This window comes from Infirmifilum sp. NZ, assembly GCF_022693705.1.
Lineage (GTDB): Archaea > Thermoproteota > Thermoprotei > Thermofilales > Thermofilaceae > Thermofilum.
The window spans coordinates 520,334-537,528 of sequence record NZ_CP094288.1; the positions used below are offsets into that span (position 1 = coordinate 520,334).

Here is a 17,195-nt window from a genome sequence, read left to right on the forward strand (position 1 = left end):
GTTTTCCTATCAGTTAAAACTATATAAAAACATGACGGTTCCGACCTCGAGACCCGCTTTGGTCGCTGAGACGCTGATCCTCAGGATAAACCCCCTTAAACCAGAGAGGGACCTCGTCAGGGTAGCTGCCGCTATCCTCAAGGAAGGAGGACTTGTGGCTTTCCCAACCGAGACCGTCTACGGCCTCGGGGCTGTCGCCAGCAGGCGGGATGCCGTGCTGAGGATCTTCAGGGTTAAAGGGAGGCCCCCGGACAACCCACTAATCCTGCACCTTGCCTCCCCCGACTGGCTACCCAGCGTGTCGCGAGAGATCCCGGAGGTGGCCTACAGGCTCGCTGAGAGGCTGTGGCCGGGGCCCCTCACGCTCATCCTCCACAGAAGCGAAAGCGTCCTAGACGAGGTCACAGCTGGTTTACCCAAGGTTGCCGTCCGCGTGCCCGCGCACCCCGTGGCCCTGTCACTCATTGAAGAAGTCGGCGAGCCGGTAGCGGCCCCAAGCGCCAACAAGTCCGGAAGGCCTTCCCCCACCCGCGCGGAGCACGTGCTTGAGGACTTCAAGGGCGAGATCGAGGCGGTCATAGACTCGGGGGACACTCTGCACGGCGTGGAGTCAACTATCGTCGACGTGACGCAGAGCCCCCCGGTCCTGCTACGTCCGGGAGCTCTGCCTGTAGAGGACATCGAGAGGGTAGCCGGTGTGAAGCTGGTTATCCCGCCTTTCGCCAGGGGTCTAGGCGAGGCAGACAGAGCTCTGGCTCCAGGAACCAGGTACCGCCACTACGCACCAAGGGCGGAAATGGTGGTTGTGGAGCTTGAAGACTACTCCGAGCTATCGAGGCTCGCCCGGGTAGTGAGGGAGATAGCTCTCAGCAAGAAGGCGAGCGGGCTGAGGGTCGGCGTGCTCTGCAGCGACGAGACGGCGAGCTTCTACGAAGGGGTGGGGGTTGTGAGAAGCCTCGGCCCGCGTAGCAACATGTTCATCGTCGCCAGGAACCTGTTCGCCGCGCTCAGGGATTTGGACCGCGAGGGTGTTGACTTCATCGTAGCCGAGGGCTTCGAGGAGAGGGGCCTCGGCCTCACCGTGATGAACAGGCTCAGGAAGGCCGCAGGGTTCAAAGTCATCAGAGGCTAAGCCTGCCCCGGCTCAACTGACAGCGGAGCCGCGAAGGGCACGCAGGACGTCGTTGTCGCTCACCTCGCTGAAGTCCTCGTAGTACATGCCCACCGCCCACAGCACTGCGGGCCTCAAAACCCAGACAACCTCGTCGCAGTGCCTCGCCACCAGGCCCACGACATCCTCGGCGACCACAGGCGTGGCGACAACCACTCTAGCGGCACCGGCGTTTCTCGCGGCCATCGCCGCCGCGATGACGGTAGCACCCGTCGCGACGCCGTCATCCACGATAACCGCCGTCAAACCTCTCAGCTCCAGGGGGGCGCCGCCCCTGAACCTCGCCACGTACTCGTGCACTCTCTTCTTCTGCCGCTCTATCTCCCCCTTAAGGTACTCGTCGCTCACCCCCAGCTCCCGCACGAGCTCCCAGTTCACGTAGACAGCGTCGTGCTCGCTCACAGCCCCTATGCCGAGCTCAGGGTTGTACGGCGCTCTCAGCTTGCGCGAGACGATGACGCTCAGCGGCGCGCCCAGTCTCTTGGCCACGCTCCAAGCGGTGACGACGCCTCCCCTAGGTATTCCGAGGACGACGCTCGCGTGGGGGTCTACGGAGCCGCCCAGCTTTTCAGCGAGCAACCTGCCCGCGTGGACCCGGTCGCGGAAAATCCCAACCATCACCTACTCAAGCCCCCTACACTACTCTCGGAGCTTTATCGGTTTCGCGCGGCGCGCTAGGCTTCCTCTATCCTGCGCTTCAAGGCCACGGTGCCAGCGGTGAGCCACACTGCGCTCGACACAGGCAGAGCCACAGCACAGGTGACGTCCAGCGCGCCTCTTAGCGCCACCGAGCGAGTCAGCTCGATCGCGGGCGTTAAAGGGTTGAAAAGCAGAAGCACGGCGAGCCAATGGGGTAAGACCGAGAGAGGGAAGTACACGGGGCTGAGCAGCGTGAGCGCCGAAGAGGCTAGGGACACCGCAAAGGAGGCCCTTGATATGTCCTTCGAAAGTGATCCAACAAGGGAGGCGAGTCCGACGAGGCTCAAACCGGCCAGTATCGATGCCGTGAGCGCGACCGCGATAAAGGTGACTGTCACAGAGACGTAGGCCCGGGACAGGAGTACGGAGAGAACGGCGGGGGGAAGCGCCGCGGTCACCGCCGCTAACGCCCTCGCGATTAGGACGATGTGGCGCGGAAGCGGAACCTGGAGGATCTGGTCGAGGAAGCCTAGGCGCAACTCGACCACGTGGAGAACTGCGGCTGCGAGGGCCGCGCCCAGAGTAGAGGTCGCCACGAGAGCTGTGACGACAACAACGTGGAACTGCAGTGCCCCGCCGTAGAGCATCAGGCCGTAAGGGAGTAGCGCGAACTCGAGGATCACCGAGAGGGTCGGCGCCGCTATAACCTCGCTCCTACGCTTCAGGAGCCTGGTCAGCGTGTGAGCGTACACAGCAGCGAGCAAGCGAGCGGAGTTCATTCTTGCCGCCCTACCCTTAGATCCTCGATCTGGGTTCGCTCCGCCACCTTCGCGAGAAAGGAGATCAACCTCCCCGGCTGGTCTGCGCAGGCCTTGACCTTGACCGGCACAGGGCCCTCGTGATGGATCACCCGAGCTCCCGCCGGGAGCCCTTCAGGTGCTCTGGCTACGACGGCCGTGTATGCCCCTTGATGTCGACGCCCAGCAGTGATAGCAACCTCTCCACGTCTACCTCCACCTCCACCCCCACGCCCTCCACAGCCAGCTCCCCCAGCCTTGCGAAGGTCGCCCCATCGGTGACCGCCTTGGCTTCAGCGCAAAACGTTTGCCCTGCGATACCGGCTCCCTGTTTAACCTGGCCGCCCAGTGTTAAGACTGCCCCGCCCAGCTCGCTGACCAAGCCTGTGTCGTGCGTGGCAACTACGACGAGGCTCTCCTCGGAGAGATTCTTCAGCAGCCTCAAGACCCTGTCCCTGTACTCAACATCGAGTGCCATGGTTGGCTCGTCGGCGAGCATTATCGGGGCTCTCCTGACGAGGAGCTTTGCGAGCTCGACTCGCTTCCGCTGCCCCGCGCTCAGCTCGTGGAGCCTCTTCCGGAGTAGGTCCCTGAGCCCGAGCTGCTCGGCAGCATCCTCGACGCTACCTCGAACCTCCCTCGGGCTCGTAGCGGCGTAGAAGCGAAGGTACTCCGCAGGCGTCTCCAAAGCATCGGCCTGCGGCATCTCGGCTGCGAAGGACACGAAGCCCCTGACCCAGTGGTCGCGGAACGGGTCTGCCCCCATCACTCGCACGCGGCCCCTCTCCGGCCTCAGAACTCCCGCGATGAGCCTCAGCAGGGTGGTTTTGCCGGAGCCGTTCGGCCCGAGAACCAACAGGGCGCCCGGCGCCTCAGCGTGAAACGTTAGCCCTCTGAGCGTGTACTTTGACAGAGACTCGGCGCTCACCGACGCTTTACCGGGAATCCGGCTCATTCACCTCCCTCCTCAGGCACGTAAGCAGATCGAGGAGATTACCGCTGCATTGTTGCGCGAGCTCTCTCACGTAGACATAGGCAGATGCATAGTACTTTTCGTCCCCACCCAGCAGGTGAGAGACAAGTACCGGCATCACGCTTGCCAGCTGCTGCGAAAGCTCCGACATGCTACCCACTTGGATAACCTGAAAATGCGACTCAGCGCTCCACTTCTCAAGCTCCTCTCTGCTGACAGGTGGCGTGGCGAGGAGCGCCTCCTCAGCCCTCTTGGCCAGCGCTTCATCGTGCAACCTGAGGGCTTGAACCGCAGCGTACGTGGCGAATCCCTCCAACATCCACCTAGGAAGTTACTGGGCTAACCCTTTGATCAACATAAAGGTCTCCACTACGCTGTGCAGGAAACCGAGGAGCCTACGGGCTTCATCCCCATCTTGCCACATTAGACCCACTGCATCAACACGTGTTAACTGGTTAAGGGGGAACTTGACCGCAGTTGTTCCTTTAGGTGAAAACACCGCCAGCACTTTTCTCACGCTAATCCCTAGCTCGTTAAGCTTCTCGACAAGTCTTAGGAGCAAGCCTTTTTCCGCTTCCCCAGCAGAAATACCAGCTACGCAAATCTCAACTCCTCTATTTAACATGAATTTATTCCCTACCTCTCAATTGTTTTCGCATTAACAAATGTATGGTTTCGTTACTTCAATCTTCTGTTTCAGTTTGATAGAATTCCTAATTTACGAGAATTTCCTAAGCCTAGCGAGGTTTATGCGGCGTTCTCTTTTCTTGTCCTTTGTCTTCGCGAAGCTCTTGTAGGCGGCCTCGAGAGCGTCGTAAACCGCCTGCACGGCGTCCCAGCCGGATGAGGACGCGGAGTGCACGCCCTTGTCCAGCTTGATCGACACTTGCACGTCGAACCTGCGCCTGTCGCCGGCCTTCTCCCTTGGCTTGACCACGACGTCGAGGCTCAGGAGGTTGGCCCTCTCGGCGACGCTCCTCGCAGTCTCGAGCGCTTTCCTGAGCACGAGGTTCTGCTCAATGAAGTCCAGCTCCTCAACCCCCTCTACCCTCACGAGGAGCTTTGCCTCCTCAACTTTGGGTAGGAGCCTGCGCAGGAAGAGGTACGGTGAGATGACTCCCACGACTCTTTCATTTGAGTCGACCACGACAGCGCCTTCGGCGATGTCTTCCCTGCTTGGAACGTGATCCACCTGCAGGACCCTGGTGGCTGGCAGCATGATTTTCGAGACCGGCTGCGAGAGGAAGTACTCGACATCGCCCTTGACCTCCCCGAGCCTGTCTCTGCGGAGAGGGGTGTTGTAAATGAGGTTTACAAGGTCGTAGACCCTCACGACTCCGGCGAGCTTCTCCTCGTAGGTGACGGGTGCGAGCCTAAGCCCCACCTCCGCCATCACCTTCCTGGCTTTCTCAATGCTTTCATCCGCCTTCAGGGGCTCAAGGGGGTACGCGAAGTGCTTCGCGGGGACACGGGGGGCAAGGTTTAGCAAATATATGACGCGCCTGGCCGAGATGACTCCCACAACCCTGTCGTCCTCGGTCACCGCCAAGCCTGGAAGACCCGTCTTCGTGAGGAGCCTTGCCACCTGCACTGGGTCTGATTGAAGTGCTACGGTGGGGGCTTTCTCGGCAACAGTCTTCAGCTTCGTCTCGCCTTGAACGCGCGTCCGGAGGATGGAGAATATCGAGACGATCCCAGCGTACTTACCTTCATCGTCGACGACCGGGACGACGGGGGTTTCGTAGCGCCACATTCTGTCGGCGGCGACGGAGACCGTCTGGTTGTGGGAGAGGGGTTCGAGCTCAACGAGAAAATGCTTCAAGTGAAGGTCGCTCATAACATGTTTAATAGCACGGGGCTCGTATAAAAACCTCGTTCTTATCTGGTCTTACGTAAGAAGGTATTTTATTGGGGAAAACATTCGATTTAGCGTGGCAAGGCTTGTCGTTCAGGATGTTGACAAGTGCGTTGGGTGCATGTCGTGCATGTTCGCCTGCTCCAGGCGTTTCGGCGAGGGGGGTTTGGCGAAGTCCGCTATACATGTCGCAAGCATAGGCGGCGTGGAGAGGGGCTTTAAGGTCGTCGTCTGCCGGGGCTGCGAGGAGCCTTCCTGCGCCGCCGCGTGCCCGACGGGTGCTCTGGTTAAGCGTAAGGGAGGGGGCGTGATCCTCAACTCTGCGAGGTGCATCGGCTGCGGGAACTGCGCGAGGGCCTGCCCCATCGGGGCTGTCATGTGGGACTACGAGAGCAACAAGCCTATAATATGCGTCCACTGCGGTTACTGCACAAGCTACTGCCCCTACGGTGTGCTCGCGCTCTCGAGGTGAAGTGTGATGGCTACGCTGGGCTCACTGGGTAGGGTCCTGTACATCGACTTGACGAACAAGAAGTACTGGGTTGAAGACAGGTCAGAGCTCTTCGAGGAGTTCCTGGGCGGCGTCGGTGTAGCGGTGAAGCTCCTCGAGGAGGAGCTCCCCAGAAACGCCGATCCACTGGGGCCGGAGAATGTAATCGTCTTCGCCGTCGGCCCGCTCAACGGGCTCTACCCAACTGCCTCGAAAACCGTGGCGCTGTTCAAGAGCCCACACACCGGCAACCTAGGCGAGAGCCACGCCGGGGGGAGGAGCGCCGTCGCTATACGCTTAGCGGGATACGGTGCGATAGTGATCAAGGGTGCAAGCGACCTGCCCGTTTGGGTCTCCGTGCAGGGGGACAGGGTGCTCTTTAGGGACGCACGCGCCCTCTGGGGGATGACGAGCAGCCACACCGTCGGAAGGATCATACGCGAGGTCGAGCCGGGTTCAGGGCTGAGAACGATAATGAGGATCGGCAAGGCGGGGGAGAGGATGGTCAGCTACGCCAACGTAATCACGGAAACCTACAGGCACTTCGGCAGGCTCGGCCTCGGCGCCGTCTTCGGTAGCAAGAGGCTTAAAGCGCTGGTCGTCACGGGCAAGTCCTCTATCCCTGTGGCTGACAGGAAGGCGTACAGGGAGGTCTACGACAAGCTGTTCAAGCTGATCGTCGAGAGCCCCCTCATGAAGAAGTACCACGAGATCGGCACGCCCGTGAACGTTCTACAGCTGAACGAGCTGAGAGCACTGCCATCGCTCAACCTACAGCAAGCGTTCCTCGAGACCGCCGAGAAGATTTCGGGCGAGTACCTCGCCGAGAGGTACCTCGGTAGAAGGGTCTCTTGCGCCCACTGCCCCGTCGCCTGCATCCACCTCGCGGTCCTAAGGGAGCCCTACGAGGAGGAGCCCTACTTCTACAAGACGACCTTCGTGGGCTACGACTACGAGCCGATCTACGCTCTCGGCTCAATGCTGGGGGCGCGGGAGCCCGAGGGCATGCTGAAGCTCATCGACGTAGTCGAGGCCTACGGGCTGGACGCCATGACCACTGGAGTCGTGCTGGCCTGGGCCACCGAGGCCTACAAGAGGGGCATAATCACCAAAGAGGACCTCGACGGCGTCGAGCTCGACTGGGGCAGGTACGACGCGTACATCGAGGCCGTTAAGAGGATCGTTGAGCAGCCAACCGAGCTCTACAAGGCTATGGCCAGAGGCGTGAAGTACGCCTCGGAGCGCTTCGGAGGGAGGGAGTTCGCCTTGAGCTTCTCGGGTAACGAGATGCCCGGATACCACACCGGCCCCGCCGCGCACCTCACGTTCGCCTTCGGCGCCAGGCACAGCCACCTCGACAGCGCAGGCTACTCCCTGGACCAGAAGACGATCGGTAAGACCCCGACCCCTCGCGAGGTCGTCGAGAGGCTCTACGAGGAGGAGTCGTGGCGCCAGGTGTTGTCAAGCCTCGTCGTGTGCTTCTTCGCACGCGAGATCTACAAGCCCGAGAACGCCGCAGAAGCTCTCAGACCCTTAGGCTTCGAGCTCTCAGCAGACGACCTCCTCAAGCTCGGAAAGAGGATATACGGTGAGAAGTACAGGCTCAAGATCAGGGAAGGCTTCAAGCCCGAGGAGGTGGAGTTCCCCAAGAGGATCTTCGAGACACCAACCCCGCACGGCGTCCTGAGCCGGGAGTACATGGAGGAGGCGAAGAGGGAGTACGTCGCGCTCATAAGGAGGGTGACCTCGGGCGAAGCCTAGAGGGCTACCTCCAGCTCCTCCCTATCCAGCAGCACGGCGGACTCGGCTGGGTCGTAGTGAACGGAGAAAGCCCTGACCTCGACGCCGCGCTCCGCGGCCTTTCTCAGGAGCACGGCCAGCTCCGGGTCCCCCTGGACGTAAGGCTTGAAGGCCTGCACCCTGGGGAGGGCCGCGACGAAGACGATCATCGCCCTGCCACCCGCCTCGGCTATCTTGATGAGCTCGGCGATGTGCCTCCGCCCCCTCGCGGTGGGGCAGTCAGGGTACATCGCGTACCCGTCCTCCCTTAAAACTGCGCTCTTGAGCTCCACGTACTTGAGCTCCTCCCCGCACCTCAGAAGGTAGTCGAGCCTTGATGCCCCCACGCGGGGGTTCCTCGAAGCGATGATACAGGGAGCCCAGCGGAGAGCACCTTTCCCCAAAGCCTCCTCGAAGCTCCTCATCTGCAAGTCTGTGTCGATCAAGGCCGCCCCCTCCACGTCCTCCACGGCTATCAAGCGGTGGCTAGTCTTCCCCCTGTTCGGGAGGCAGTATCCGGTTTTGCCCCGTACGAGGTACTCGAGAAGGCGTCCCGTGTTGGTTATACGCGCCAGGCTGGCCTCCCCGCCGACCTCGACCTCTACGACGAACCTGTTGAGCCTGCGGATTATGGTGCAAACCTCGGGTTTCCCTAGCCTTAACAGCTCCATTACTCCACCTTGCTGGCAACGCTCACGAGGACTTTTATCTTCTTCAAAACGATCTCCTCGTACTCCCGGCCACCGAGGAAGCCTTTTAGGCCGCCGAAGCCGCAGTCGGGCTTCAGGAAAAGCAGGGCGTCACCGTACCTCTCCGCGGCATCCCGGGCCAGCGCGAGCACCTCCTCCTCTTTCTCGACGACCGGCTTGATTGGCGAGACAACGCCGTAGGCGAGCCTCTTGGAGTGGCTGACCAGCTCCTCCCGGGCGTAGTATGTTCTGTTAGCCGGGAAGTCGCTGTGCTCGTGGTCGAGGAAGTCGGCGTTCTTGAGCCTTAAAAGAATGCTTTTGAGGAGCGGGGGTAGCTTGCCGCAGACGTGGACACCCCTGTGCGCTCCCCCGAGCCTGCCTAGGACGCTGTCGAGGGTGGAGGCGACTTCCTCGGGGGTCAAGCCGTACATCAGGCTCCTTGCGCCCACAACCACCGACAGCACCGGCTCGTCCACGCAGTACACCTCCCCCCTGACCTCCCTGTGAAGCCTGAGCGCGACCTCGCTCAAGTACTCCGCGACCATGCGACGCAGCTCCTCGTCTGTGAGAAGAGAAGAAGATATGTCCCCCACCCTCCCCCTAGGCAGAGAGACCTTGGAGGCGATGGTGAACGGCCCAGTGACTGGGACGCGGAACCTCACCCCCAGCTCGCGCGCGATGTCTGCGGCTATGAGAAGATCCTCGGGGGGCTCGGGCTCGACCTCTGCGACATCCCCCTTGAGGCGGAACCCCAAGCCCTCCTGCACCACAACACCTTCCCTCACCATAGGCTCGATGAACATGTAGACGAAGTCCCTTAGCTGGGGTAGGACGGGGAGCGTCACGCCAAGATCAACCTGATCCTCCAGAGCCCTCCGGATGTTGGCTTCAGAGTACTCCAGCGGGAAACTGCCCACAAGAGTCGTCGCAACCACTCTTGAACCCCCATTACTTCCTAACGGAGCTACTTTTGACTTTTGCCCTGCCACAACTGGGAATCAGCTACTAAGCGACGCTGGTAGCAACCCGACACACATATTTTCCTAAACACTGATATCCACTGAATAGAGTTGGGTGCTCTCGGTGTGCAGTGAGCATGCAGAGAAGTTGAGCTGGGTCAGGTACCACTTTAACCACTTGAGGAGGTGGAGGGAGTACGCCGAGAAGGTGGCGAGGGCTGTCGGGGACCTGGCTCCGGGAGCTAAAGTGTTTGTAATCGGGAGCGTTGCCAGGGGTACCCCGACCATATACAGCGACATTGACATCCTCGTAGTGTTGGAGAGGGTAGATACGGAGACGAAAAAGAGGCTTCTCGTCGACATCCTTGAGAGGGCGATCGACCTGTACCAGCTCCCGTGGGACGCGCCCGTGGAACTACACATAGTGAGCAGGGAAGAGGCCGAGAGGTACTTCAGGGATGCGAGGAGAGTTATCGAGATAACCTGAAAGGTCTGGGTATTCCGGAGAATCGCCTGGGATTTGTCAAGGGTGGAAGCGACTCAGGAACGCTGCGACGAGTCGGCGCATATGTTCCGCCTTGCATAGAACGCGTCCTTTATCCGCGCAAAGACGTCCTCGCTGCCTGCCAGCAAGACCCCCTCTCCACAGCTTCCTGGACTATGCGGCTTCCCTCGTAGGCGAGCCTCGTGATCTCGTCGAGAGTGTAGACAAAGGGGTCAACGTCCACTGGGAGAGTTGGATCAAGGAAGTCTGGTATCCTCTCGTGCGGCTTCTTATCGGACGATTCCAGCACCACCAACACGTCGGAGTCTGAGTAAGCCGTGTAGTCGCCCCTCGCTAGGGACCCCACCAGTACCACAAGCAGGGCTCCCTTAGCGACCGCCCGCCCTGCGTAGCTCTTTAAGGCCTCGAGCACGCTCCCATAGTCAAGCCTGAGCAATCTTACTCCGGCAGAACTCAACGATTTCTCGGGCATACCTGACAGCCCTCTCCGCATCAGATTTAGAGTAGTAATCCATCGGTGCACCCTCTGGGTGGAAGTTAGGGTAACGTGCAGGTATGTAGTGACGGTCCAGCTCCTTCGCCTTATCCACCAGCTCCTCCGGGGAGCTTACCTCCCGGGGGAGGCTCGCCAGGAGGCGCGACACAGAAAGCCCCCGTACCTCAATACCTAGGCTCTGGTAGAGAGCTTTAACCGCCTTCTCCGCGGCCTGCTGGGCGGCGAAGCAGGCCCACTCGTAATCCCCCGCCTCCAGAGATCTCTGAGCGTGCTCCAGGTCCCTTAGAGCCTGCCTAAGCCAGTCGGCACTCCGGGACACCATACCGGTTCCATCTCCGTGCGTTACTAGCGAGTGCAAAAACTTAACACTTGCTCTCACTCGCGGGTTCTCGGTTTTCCAGCCCCTCGCCTCTACGAGGGTGGGGGTGTTATGCTAACAGGTTACAGGGTGATCTCCAGCCCAATCTTCTTGGGGTTCTGCTCGACTCCTTTGAGGGTGGTGACGAGCCCCAGCACCACGTTCCTGAAGACGTCCTGGACGAAGGGGTTGAGCTCGACGGGCTTCCCGTCTACGAGGAGCTTCACGCGGCTGGCCAGCACGGTGCACTCCCTGTGCGTCGCCTCCCCCCGGGCGATGGCCTCCGCCAGCGCGACGCAACTGCCGTACTTGCAGAAGCCGCAGTTCAGGGCTGGAAGCGGCTCGATGGAGCGCTCCACTGTGAGGTCTACGAGCCTCTCGGGCTCGGTTTCCGCGTCGATGACGGGCGCCGGCAGATCAGCCTGCGCAGCCTGCTTGGCTACTCTGCCCGTGTACGCGATGACCAGCGGGCTCGTGAGCTGCCTGGCCTCATCGACGCTACTTGCGACGACGATCCTCGAGCCGGGGAAAGCAGACTTGAAGCCCTCGACTACCAGGAAGTCGTAGCCCCTCAGCGACGAGATGTACTGCCAGAGGCTGAGCTTCCCACGCCTGTACTCCACGGCCTCGCCCTCCGAGAGCGCAACTGAGACGTCTGCCCCAGCCCTGAAAAGCCTGCTCGAGTCGTCGCCGTAAAGGGTTACCCCGCTGTGCGCGTGCTTTAGCGCGGCTACGCGGAAGCCCCTGGCCTTCAGCCCCCTGACGAGGAGCTCTGCAACAGTCGTTTTGCCCGTGCCTTTGAACCCCACAACCGCTACGGCTTTCATCGATAGCTTCGTGGCGCCCTGAAATTTAATATTGCTGTAAAGCTTTGGATACGGTTGTATGACGCTCTCAGAGGAGGAGCTGGAGAGGTATGACAGGCAGATAAGGGTGTGGGGTGTTGAGGCTCAGGAGAGGCTCAAACAGGCCACGGTGGCTGTCGTGGGTCTCGGCGGTCTAGGCTCGCCCGTCGCAATGTACCTTGCCGCAGCGGGCGTAGGCAGGCTCATACTCGTGGACCCCGAGAGGGTGGAGCTCAGCAATCTCAACAGGCAGATCCTGCACTGGACCCGCGACGTGGGCCGCCTGAAGGTCGAGAGCGCCGCAGAGAAGCTCAGGGAGCTGAACCCCCGCGTTCAGCTTGAGGTGCTCCCAAGGAGGATAGAGAGCCTAGAGGACGCGCTCGAGGTCGCTAGGAAAGCGGACGTGGTTGTAGACTGCCTCGACAACTGGAGGACTCGGTTCCTCCTGAACGAGGCGTGCGTGAGGCTCGGGAAGCCGCTGGTCCACGCCGCGGTGAGGGGGCTTTACGGCCAGCTCACGGTGGTGAAGCCGGGCGAGGGGCCCTGCCTGCGCTGCATCTTCCCAACAGAGCCCGTAGAGGAGAGGCCTTTCCCCGTGGCGGGCCCCACGGCAGGGGTCCTCGGCTCGCTCGAGGCCCAAGAGGTGCTCAAGCTGCTAACCGGGTACGGCGAGGCTTCTGTGGGAAAGCTCGTCCTGGTGGATGGGGCGCGGATGTCCTTCGACGTCTTGAAGGTTCAGAGGAGGAGTGACTGCCCCGTGTGCGGTAGCCTGGGCTAGAAGAGGCGTCTCTTCTTTTTCTTCTTCTCCTCGGCCTGCAGCTTCTCCGCGATCTCCCTCAGAGCCTTCTCCCTGTCGTCCCCTCCGGGCTTCGCCGGGGTCTCGGGGCCCGCTTCCTCGCCCTCGCCGGCCTCCCTCCTTATTATGTCGGCCGACTCCCTGAGGGCTTTAGCCAGCTCGGGGAGCTTCCTTGGGGCGAACAGTATGATGGCGAGAATCACAAGAAGGAATATCTCTGTCGGACCAAGACCTATAGAGTAGGCGCCAATATGCTGTGAGGCCGGAACTAGCATAAAGGAAGTTTGTTTTCGAGGCGTATATAGCTATCGGTTTGCTGCTCGAAGCGGTAGCACCCCGAACTTCAGAGCATCGTACATGCAGACATCGTAGCCTTGTGACTAGTAGTACATGACGAGTTCCAGCGGAAAACCTGGGAGTCAACTTTCCACTTAACGTCAGGACTATCCAGCAGAAAAGCGGCATTCCGCGTTACGTTTGCCCTCATGCACCTGTACCCCTTAACCGCGGCTATCATCGCGTATGGGATGACGAAGGAGTCCGAAGCAGCGGGTCTTATGTACATCCTTACAGGCCTGCCACTCCCCCTCTCCCCACTGCTCTTCTATCGGAAGAACAAAGTCTCGGCTTGGCTGGCCGTCGCGCTACCAGCGATCGCAGGCTTTCTTGCACTATACATCGGCGCCAGTGCAACGTTTGGACACATAAGCATGGGCTAAGTGGGCACACTTGTACGGCGCCGTGCAAACCCCGTAAATCCCCACGCTAAAATAACTTTTTTTCTTTAGAGAGTTTCTTTCGCTCTGATCGAAAGTATTCCGGATATTAGCGAGGCTACGCTGAATACAATGAGCACAGGCTGGGGGTCGTTTAAGATGGCGCCTAGACTCTGGTAGACGGCGACGGTTAGGAAGCCCACCATGTTGACGAAGGCGAATGTTGTCCCGGAGAACTCTGAGGGGTACGCTTCCCTCGCCATCGGCGAGATGACTATGTGCGTGGCGGCGATGCCGCCCAGCATTAGCATGTATAATTGTAGGAGGGGGACGGAGCCCGTCGCTGGTAGTAGCACAGCCGCGAGCCACGCCGCGCTGTGGAGGAAGCAGCTTGCTACGAGGATTGGCTTCCTCTTCTTGAGGACGGAGTCGCTCACGTACCCTACGATCGGCACCGTTGCGAGGAACGCTAAGGCTAAGAGGAGCAGTGCCTGAGCCGCCTCCCCCTTTGACAGCCCGAAGCCCCTCTGCATGTACTCGTAGGCCCAGTAGGACTGGAAGGCCAGGACTGCAGAGTACGTTCCGGTGTACGCGAGCGCCACGGCTATGGAGTGGTATGACGCCGCGACCACCTTGAGCTGGGAGATAGTCTGCTTCAGGCCTTCGAGAAAACCCCTGCTGCTGAGGCCTTCATCCCCGATCGTGCGGAGCGGTACGAGCGAGAGAGCGCCGGACGCCACGGTGAGCGCTGCGAAGAAGGCCGGGAAGCCGAGCGAGTCGAGGAGCATCCTGGCCGGGAGAGTCGCGAACAGTGCTCCTAGATTCCCGACGGCTAGGGCGAGGCCCGTGAGCAGGCCTCCCTTATCTCTGGGGGCGTACACCCCGATGATCCTCTGGATCGACACGTAGACAGCCGCCGCGCCCGCTCCGATGAGGAGCCGGCCGGCGAGCATGGGGTAGGGGTTCGCCGTGGCGAAGAGAAGAGCGCCCGCTGTCATCACGCCAGCGCTTATCGCGACGTACCTCCTGACCCCAAGGGCGTCGGCTAAAACCCCTGCAGGCAACTGCATGGCGGAGTAGGCGTAGAAGTATGCGGAGGCGAGCGCCGAGGAGAGCAGGGCGACGTCGAAGCTGTTCGACTCAGCTATCTGCGTTAGCTCAGGCTTCAGAACCCCGGTTACCGTCCTGTGGATGTACACGAGGAAGTAAAGGGAGTAGAGCACGGCGAGCATGAGGTAGAGCTTACTCCCCTTCATCGACCTTCACGTGGCAAGGGTTTAAAGATTTTTTAACCTATCTGCTCTTCTCTCCCGGGAGAAGTTTCCGTAAAGGGCTTCAGTGCTCGTGCCTGTGCCACTCCTCTGGCTCGTGTAGGTGGAAGAAGGCTCGTTCGACGACCTCGGAGAGGGCGGGGTGTATGTGCATACCCCTGTAGATCGGCTCAGCTGTCTGATCATCGGTATACATCAGGTTGACGATCTCCTGGATCAGTATCGAAGCCTCCGGGCCGACGATGTGGGCCCCGAGGATCCTGCGGGTGTCCTTGTCGAGGATGACCTTCACGAAGTAGTCGCTCACCATCATCGCCTCCCCCTTAGCCGTCTCGTCGTAAGTGGCGTAGCCCACGAGGATGTCGTACTTCTCCCTAGCCTCCTCCTCCCTCATCCCGACGCTCGCGACCTCAGGCTCGGTGAACACCGCGTGGGGGACCGCGTGGTAGTCTGCTTTGACCTCCTCGCCGAGGAACGCGTTGTAATAGACGATGACGCTCTCGTAGTTAGCCTTGTGCTTGTACATAAGCTTCCCGGTAGCGTCGCCGAACGCCCATATGTCCTCCTTCGTGGTCCTCAGGTACTCGTCGACGACGATCCAGCCCTTCTCGTCTGTCTTAACCCCGGTTTTCTCAGGCCGAGTGACGTCGCTGTAGGAGGCCCGCCCGGACGCTATGAGGATAGCGTCTGCCTCGAACTCGACGTTGTCCCCCGTGACCTTGTTCTCTGCCACGACTATCTTCCTCTCACCGTTTTTCCTGAACTCAACCACCTCGTGGCTTGTCCTTATGTCCATGTACCTTGAGAGGTCCCTTTGGAGGAGCTCCGACACCTCGGGCTCTTCGCCGGGGAGGATGCGGGGCCTCCTGCCGAGAACCGTTACCTGGCTACCCATCATCGCCAGGAAGAAGCCCAGCTCCAGGCCGACGTACCCCGTGCCCACCACGACCGTTCTCTTGGGTAGCTCTCTCAGGTCGCGGAAGAAGTTGTCGTTCGTGTAGAAGTCTACCGAATCTATGCCCGGGACCTTCGGGATGGCTGGCTTAGAGCCTGTGGAAAGGAGGATCTTCTCCCCCTCGATCTCCCGCCCGCCGACGTCGACGGTGTAGTCCCCCACGAAAACCCCGTCTGTCTGGTAAAGGTCGATGAGCGGGTGGCGTTTCAGCGAGTGCTCTATCTCCTTGCTTTCCCGGTATATCCTCCTCCACACCCTCTCCATGGTGTAGGTGAAGTCGGCGTGCTGGAGGCTGACCTTTATCCCGAACTTCTCGGCCTCTCTTATCCTCCTGATGTTCCTCGCTACCTCCAGCAGGAGCTTTGAGGGGATGCACCCCCTCGTCAGGCAGATCCCCCCGACCATGTTGTTCTCGATGACCGCGAAGCGCAGGTTCGCGCCCCTGTTTATCAGCTCTGAGACAATGTTCATCGCGGATCCTGTTCCGAATACTATCACGTCGTAGTGCTTCACCATACCCGAAACGAAGAAATAGCTCCAGCGCGGCTTTAAAAGCATGTCTCAGCAAACGGTTCCAGGTAAGCTCAAGAGAAGGCTCCCGCTGCTCCTGATAATCGCCGTCGTGGTTGCGGGGGTAGCGCTTTCACTGTACTACTCCACAGCGCCGCAGCTCACCCTCACCCCCCACGTAGCGAAGATCGTTATAACGGGGACACTCGACTACTCCGCCTCCTCGATCCTAGGGGCTACGACGGGGGTTGAGGACTACATAAGCCTGATCAGGCAGGCCGAGAGCGACCCCACGGTCAGGGCTGTAATCCTGGTCTTCGACAGCCCAGGGGGCACGGTTTCGGCATCGTACGACCTCTACACAGCCGTGAAGGAGCTTGCAAGAAAGAAGGTCGTCGTTTCCTACGCTAGGGGAACCATGGCCAGCGGGGCGTACATGGCCGCCTGCCCCTCCACCAGGATATACGCCAGCCCCTCGGCCCTCGTGGGCTCAGTCGGCGTGTACACCTCGGTTCTGACCGCTGAAGGCCTCCTGGACAAGCTCGGGGTTAAAGTATACACGATTAAGTCGGGTGAGCTGAAGGACATCGGCTCGCCCTACAGGAGCATGAGCCCCGAGGAGCTGAGGGTGATGCAGGAGATAATAGACGAGTACTTCGAGCTCTTCAAGAGCATAGTGCTCGAGAACAGGGGGAACGTGAGCAACGAGGTGTTCACCGGCAGGCCTTACAGCCCCCAGCAGGCTTTAAAAGCCGGGCTCATCGACGGCGTTACCACGCTCGAAGAGGCTTTAAACAAGACGAAGGAGCTCGCCGGCCTACCGCCTGACGCACCAGTAGTGGAGCTAACGCCCCCCAAGCCGGGGTTGCTCACCCTGCTGTTCGGGGGGTCGAGCTCGAGGCTCCCACTCAGTGTGCCGAGCATAGTCTACTTAGCGATGTGGCCTCCGCCACAGTACATCGTCCTACCGTAGACATGCATAGCTACAGTGATAAAAGCTCGCCTTTGCTTTCACCGGTTCCACTCAGCTACCATTACGCTTCTTCTCGAACGCCCCGAGAGAGAGGCCCGAAGCCAGGCGACGCTGGCCCCTGTGAGGCCACCCCAGCTGAAGAAGGATGATGAAAATCGGTGGTTTGGTGTGGGCAGAAGAAGCAGGAGCACCCCGAGCCGTTTGAAGGCCTTTAACACTCTGCCAGCCTGAGGGGGCTTTCAGAGCAACGGAGCGGTAACACATTGGCAAAAGATTTGCAACACCCTGCGTGAAACTCAGGGAGTCGACGCCTATTAAGGCTATGCAGTTTAGCCGTTCAGTGTTCTGCACGTTCACGGCGCTGGAGTAGCTAGGCACTCAGAGCTTCTGAGCCTCAAGACGGTAAACCTGCCTTGCG

Annotated in this window: 19 protein-coding genes and 1 pseudogene; 7 read left to right on the top strand and 13 right to left on the bottom strand. The window is 60.3% G+C overall.

What is annotated here, in order from left to right:
* The first annotated feature begins 58 nt into the window (after positions 1 to 58).
* Entirely contained in the window at positions 59 to 1,132 is a 1,074-nt protein-coding gene (locus MOV14_RS02705; RefSeq protein WP_318537698.1) for an L-threonylcarbamoyladenylate synthase, read from the top strand.
* 12 nt (positions 1,133 to 1,144) lie between these two features.
* On the opposite strand, the gene MOV14_RS02710 is transcribed toward MOV14_RS02705, so the two are convergent.
* The 5 genes from MOV14_RS02710 to MOV14_RS02730 all read right to left on the bottom strand — a co-directional run bounded on the left by MOV14_RS02710 (position 1,145) and on the right by MOV14_RS02730 (position 5,417).
* Complete coding sequence (locus MOV14_RS02710) at positions 1,145 to 1,789, bottom strand: phosphoribosyltransferase (protein ID WP_318538119.1); 645 nt, start codon at positions 1,787 to 1,789, stop codon at positions 1,145 to 1,147.
* A gap of 56 nt (positions 1,790 to 1,845) precedes the next feature.
* The gene (locus tag MOV14_RS02715; RefSeq protein ID WP_318537699.1) at positions 1,846 to 2,589 is read right to left on the bottom strand and encodes an ABC transporter permease; all 744 of its coding nucleotides are present in this window, start codon (positions 2,587 to 2,589) and stop codon (positions 1,846 to 1,848) included.
* A gap of 166 nt (positions 2,590 to 2,755) precedes the next feature.
* A complete protein-coding gene (locus tag MOV14_RS02720) occupies positions 2,756 to 3,562 on the bottom strand; it encodes an ATP-binding cassette domain-containing protein (protein WP_318537700.1) in 807 nt (268 codons plus the stop codon).
* On the bottom strand, positions 3,543 to 3,899 hold the full coding sequence (locus MOV14_RS02725; protein WP_318537701.1) for a hypothetical protein: 357 nt from the start codon (positions 3,897 to 3,899) through the stop codon (positions 3,543 to 3,545). Before MOV14_RS02725 ends, MOV14_RS02720 begins: the two co-directional genes overlap by 20 nt.
* 399 nt (positions 3,900 to 4,298) lie before the next feature.
* Positions 4,299 to 5,417, bottom strand: a complete 1,119-nt coding sequence (locus tag MOV14_RS02730) for a CBS domain-containing protein (RefSeq protein WP_318537702.1) — start codon at positions 5,415 to 5,417, stop codon at positions 4,299 to 4,301.
* 94 nt (positions 5,418 to 5,511) lie between these two features.
* Here MOV14_RS02730 and MOV14_RS02735 point away from each other — a divergent pair, with 94 nt between their 5' ends.
* Both MOV14_RS02735 and MOV14_RS02740 read left to right on the top strand, forming a co-directional pair.
* Positions 5,512 to 5,907 (top strand): 4Fe-4S dicluster domain-containing protein, encoded by a 396-nt coding sequence (locus MOV14_RS02735; protein ID WP_318537703.1) that lies wholly within the window; start codon positions 5,512 to 5,514, stop codon positions 5,905 to 5,907.
* 6 nt (positions 5,908 to 5,913) lie between these two features.
* A complete protein-coding gene (locus MOV14_RS02740; protein ID WP_318537704.1) occupies positions 5,914 to 7,686 on the top strand; it encodes an aldehyde ferredoxin oxidoreductase family protein in 1,773 nt (590 codons plus the stop codon).
* On the opposite strand, the gene sfsA is transcribed toward MOV14_RS02740, so the two are convergent.
* Together sfsA and MOV14_RS02750 are read right to left on the bottom strand one after the other, a co-directional pair.
* Positions 7,683 to 8,375, bottom strand: coding sequence for a DNA/RNA nuclease SfsA (gene sfsA / locus MOV14_RS02745; protein ID WP_318537705.1), 693 nt, complete (start codon positions 8,373 to 8,375; stop codon positions 7,683 to 7,685). The genes MOV14_RS02740 and sfsA overlap by 4 nt on opposite strands.
* The gene (locus MOV14_RS02750) at positions 8,375 to 9,328 is read right to left on the bottom strand and encodes a hypothetical protein (RefSeq protein WP_318537706.1); all 954 of its coding nucleotides are present in this window, start codon (positions 9,326 to 9,328) and stop codon (positions 8,375 to 8,377) included. The genes sfsA and MOV14_RS02750 overlap by 1 nt, the downstream gene beginning before the upstream one ends.
* 148 nt (positions 9,329 to 9,476) lie before the next feature.
* Between MOV14_RS02750 and MOV14_RS02755 the strand changes: the two genes are divergently transcribed.
* The gene (locus tag MOV14_RS02755) at positions 9,477 to 9,839 is read left to right on the top strand and encodes a nucleotidyltransferase domain-containing protein (protein WP_318537707.1); all 363 of its coding nucleotides are present in this window, start codon (positions 9,477 to 9,479) and stop codon (positions 9,837 to 9,839) included.
* Positions 9,840 to 9,948: 109 nt separating this feature from the next.
* Here the strand turns inward: MOV14_RS02755 and MOV14_RS02760 are convergent, their stop codons facing one another.
* The 3 genes from MOV14_RS02760 to mobB all read right to left on the bottom strand — a co-directional run bounded on the left by MOV14_RS02760 (position 9,949) and on the right by mobB (position 11,538).
* Positions 9,949 to 10,293, bottom strand: coding sequence for a nucleotidyltransferase domain-containing protein (locus MOV14_RS02760; RefSeq protein ID WP_318537708.1), 345 nt, complete (start codon positions 10,291 to 10,293; stop codon positions 9,949 to 9,951).
* The gene (locus MOV14_RS02765) at positions 10,280 to 10,675 is read right to left on the bottom strand and encodes a HEPN domain-containing protein (protein ID WP_442786691.1); all 396 of its coding nucleotides are present in this window, start codon (positions 10,673 to 10,675) and stop codon (positions 10,280 to 10,282) included. The genes MOV14_RS02760 and MOV14_RS02765 overlap by 14 nt, the downstream gene beginning before the upstream one ends.
* A gap of 119 nt (positions 10,676 to 10,794) precedes the next feature.
* Complete coding sequence (mobB, locus tag MOV14_RS02770; RefSeq protein ID WP_318537710.1) at positions 10,795 to 11,538, bottom strand: molybdopterin-guanine dinucleotide biosynthesis protein B; 744 nt, start codon at positions 11,536 to 11,538, stop codon at positions 10,795 to 10,797.
* Positions 11,539 to 11,596: 58 nt separating this feature from the next.
* Here mobB and MOV14_RS02775 point away from each other — a divergent pair, with 58 nt between their 5' ends.
* Positions 11,597 to 12,334 carry a HesA/MoeB/ThiF family protein gene (locus MOV14_RS02775; protein ID WP_318537711.1) on the top strand — a complete coding sequence of 246 codons (738 nt, stop codon included), beginning with the start codon at positions 11,597 to 11,599 and terminating at the stop codon, positions 12,332 to 12,334.
* On the opposite strand, the gene MOV14_RS02780 is transcribed toward MOV14_RS02775, so the two are convergent.
* Positions 12,331 to 12,627: a Sec-independent protein translocase subunit TatA/TatB gene (locus MOV14_RS02780; protein ID WP_318537712.1), complete on the bottom strand. Its 297-nt coding sequence runs from the start codon at positions 12,625 to 12,627 to the stop codon at positions 12,331 to 12,333. The two genes, MOV14_RS02775 and MOV14_RS02780, sit on opposite strands and share 4 nt — an antisense overlap.
* Before the next feature lie 189 nt (positions 12,628 to 12,816).
* On the opposite strand from MOV14_RS02780, the pseudogene MOV14_RS02785 reads away from it, so the two are divergent.
* Positions 12,817 to 13,071, top strand: a pseudogene (locus MOV14_RS02785) (DUF981 family protein); the annotation flags it as partial.
* Positions 13,072 to 13,136: 65 nt separating this feature from the next.
* On the opposite strand, the gene MOV14_RS02790 reads toward MOV14_RS02785, so the two are convergent.
* Positions 13,137 to 14,324 carry an MFS transporter gene (locus MOV14_RS02790; protein ID WP_318537714.1) on the bottom strand — a complete coding sequence of 396 codons (1,188 nt, stop codon included), beginning with the start codon at positions 14,322 to 14,324 and terminating at the stop codon, positions 13,137 to 13,139.
* A gap of 79 nt (positions 14,325 to 14,403) precedes the next feature.
* A complete protein-coding gene (locus MOV14_RS02795) occupies positions 14,404 to 15,810 on the bottom strand; it encodes a dihydrolipoyl dehydrogenase (protein WP_318537715.1) in 1,407 nt (468 codons plus the stop codon).
* A gap of 40 nt (positions 15,811 to 15,850) precedes the next feature.
* Here MOV14_RS02795 and sppA point away from each other — a divergent pair, with 40 nt between their 5' ends.
* The gene (sppA, locus tag MOV14_RS02800; RefSeq protein ID WP_318537716.1) at positions 15,851 to 16,777 is read left to right on the top strand and encodes a signal peptide peptidase SppA; all 927 of its coding nucleotides are present in this window, start codon (positions 15,851 to 15,853) and stop codon (positions 16,775 to 16,777) included.
* The last annotated feature ends 418 nt before the right edge of the window (positions 16,778 to 17,195 follow it).

Coding starts and splice junctions, on each gene's coding strand:
- MOV14_RS02710 (WP_318538119.1), bottom strand. CDS start 1,789: ATGGTTGGGATTTTCCGCGACCGGGTCCACGCGGGCAGGTTGCTCGCT.
- MOV14_RS02715 (WP_318537699.1), bottom strand. CDS start 2,589: ATGAACTCCGCTCGCTTGCTCGCTGCTGTGTACGCTCACACGCTGACC.
- MOV14_RS02720 (WP_318537700.1), bottom strand. CDS start 3,562: ATGAGCCGGATTCCCGGTAAAGCGTCGGTGAGCGCCGAGTCTCTGTCA.
- MOV14_RS02725 (WP_318537701.1), bottom strand. CDS start 3,899: ATGTTGGAGGGATTCGCCACGTACGCTGCGGTTCAAGCCCTCAGGTTG.
- MOV14_RS02730 (WP_318537702.1), bottom strand. CDS start 5,417: ATGAGCGACCTTCACTTGAAGCATTTTCTCGTTGAGCTCGAACCCCTC.
- MOV14_RS02740 (WP_318537704.1), top strand. CDS start 5,914: ATGGCTACGCTGGGCTCACTGGGTAGGGTCCTGTACATCGACTTGACG.
- sfsA (WP_318537705.1), bottom strand. CDS start 8,375: ATGGAGCTGTTAAGGCTAGGGAAACCCGAGGTTTGCACCATAATCCGC.
- MOV14_RS02765 (WP_442786691.1), bottom strand. CDS start 10,675: ATGGTGTCCCGGAGTGCCGACTGGCTTAGGCAGGCTCTAAGGGACCTG.
- mobB (WP_318537710.1), bottom strand. CDS start 11,538: ATGAAAGCCGTAGCGGTTGTGGGGTTCAAAGGCACGGGCAAAACGACT.
- MOV14_RS02775 (WP_318537711.1), top strand. CDS start 11,597: ATGACGCTCTCAGAGGAGGAGCTGGAGAGGTATGACAGGCAGATAAGG.
- MOV14_RS02780 (WP_318537712.1), bottom strand. CDS start 12,627: ATGCTAGTTCCGGCCTCACAGCATATTGGCGCCTACTCTATAGGTCTT.
- MOV14_RS02790 (WP_318537714.1), bottom strand. CDS start 14,324: ATGAAGGGGAGTAAGCTCTACCTCATGCTCGCCGTGCTCTACTCCCTT.
- MOV14_RS02795 (WP_318537715.1), bottom strand. CDS start 15,810: ATGGTGAAGCACTACGACGTGATAGTATTCGGAACAGGATCCGCGATG.
- sppA (WP_318537716.1), top strand. CDS start 15,851: ATGTCTCAGCAAACGGTTCCAGGTAAGCTCAAGAGAAGGCTCCCGCTG.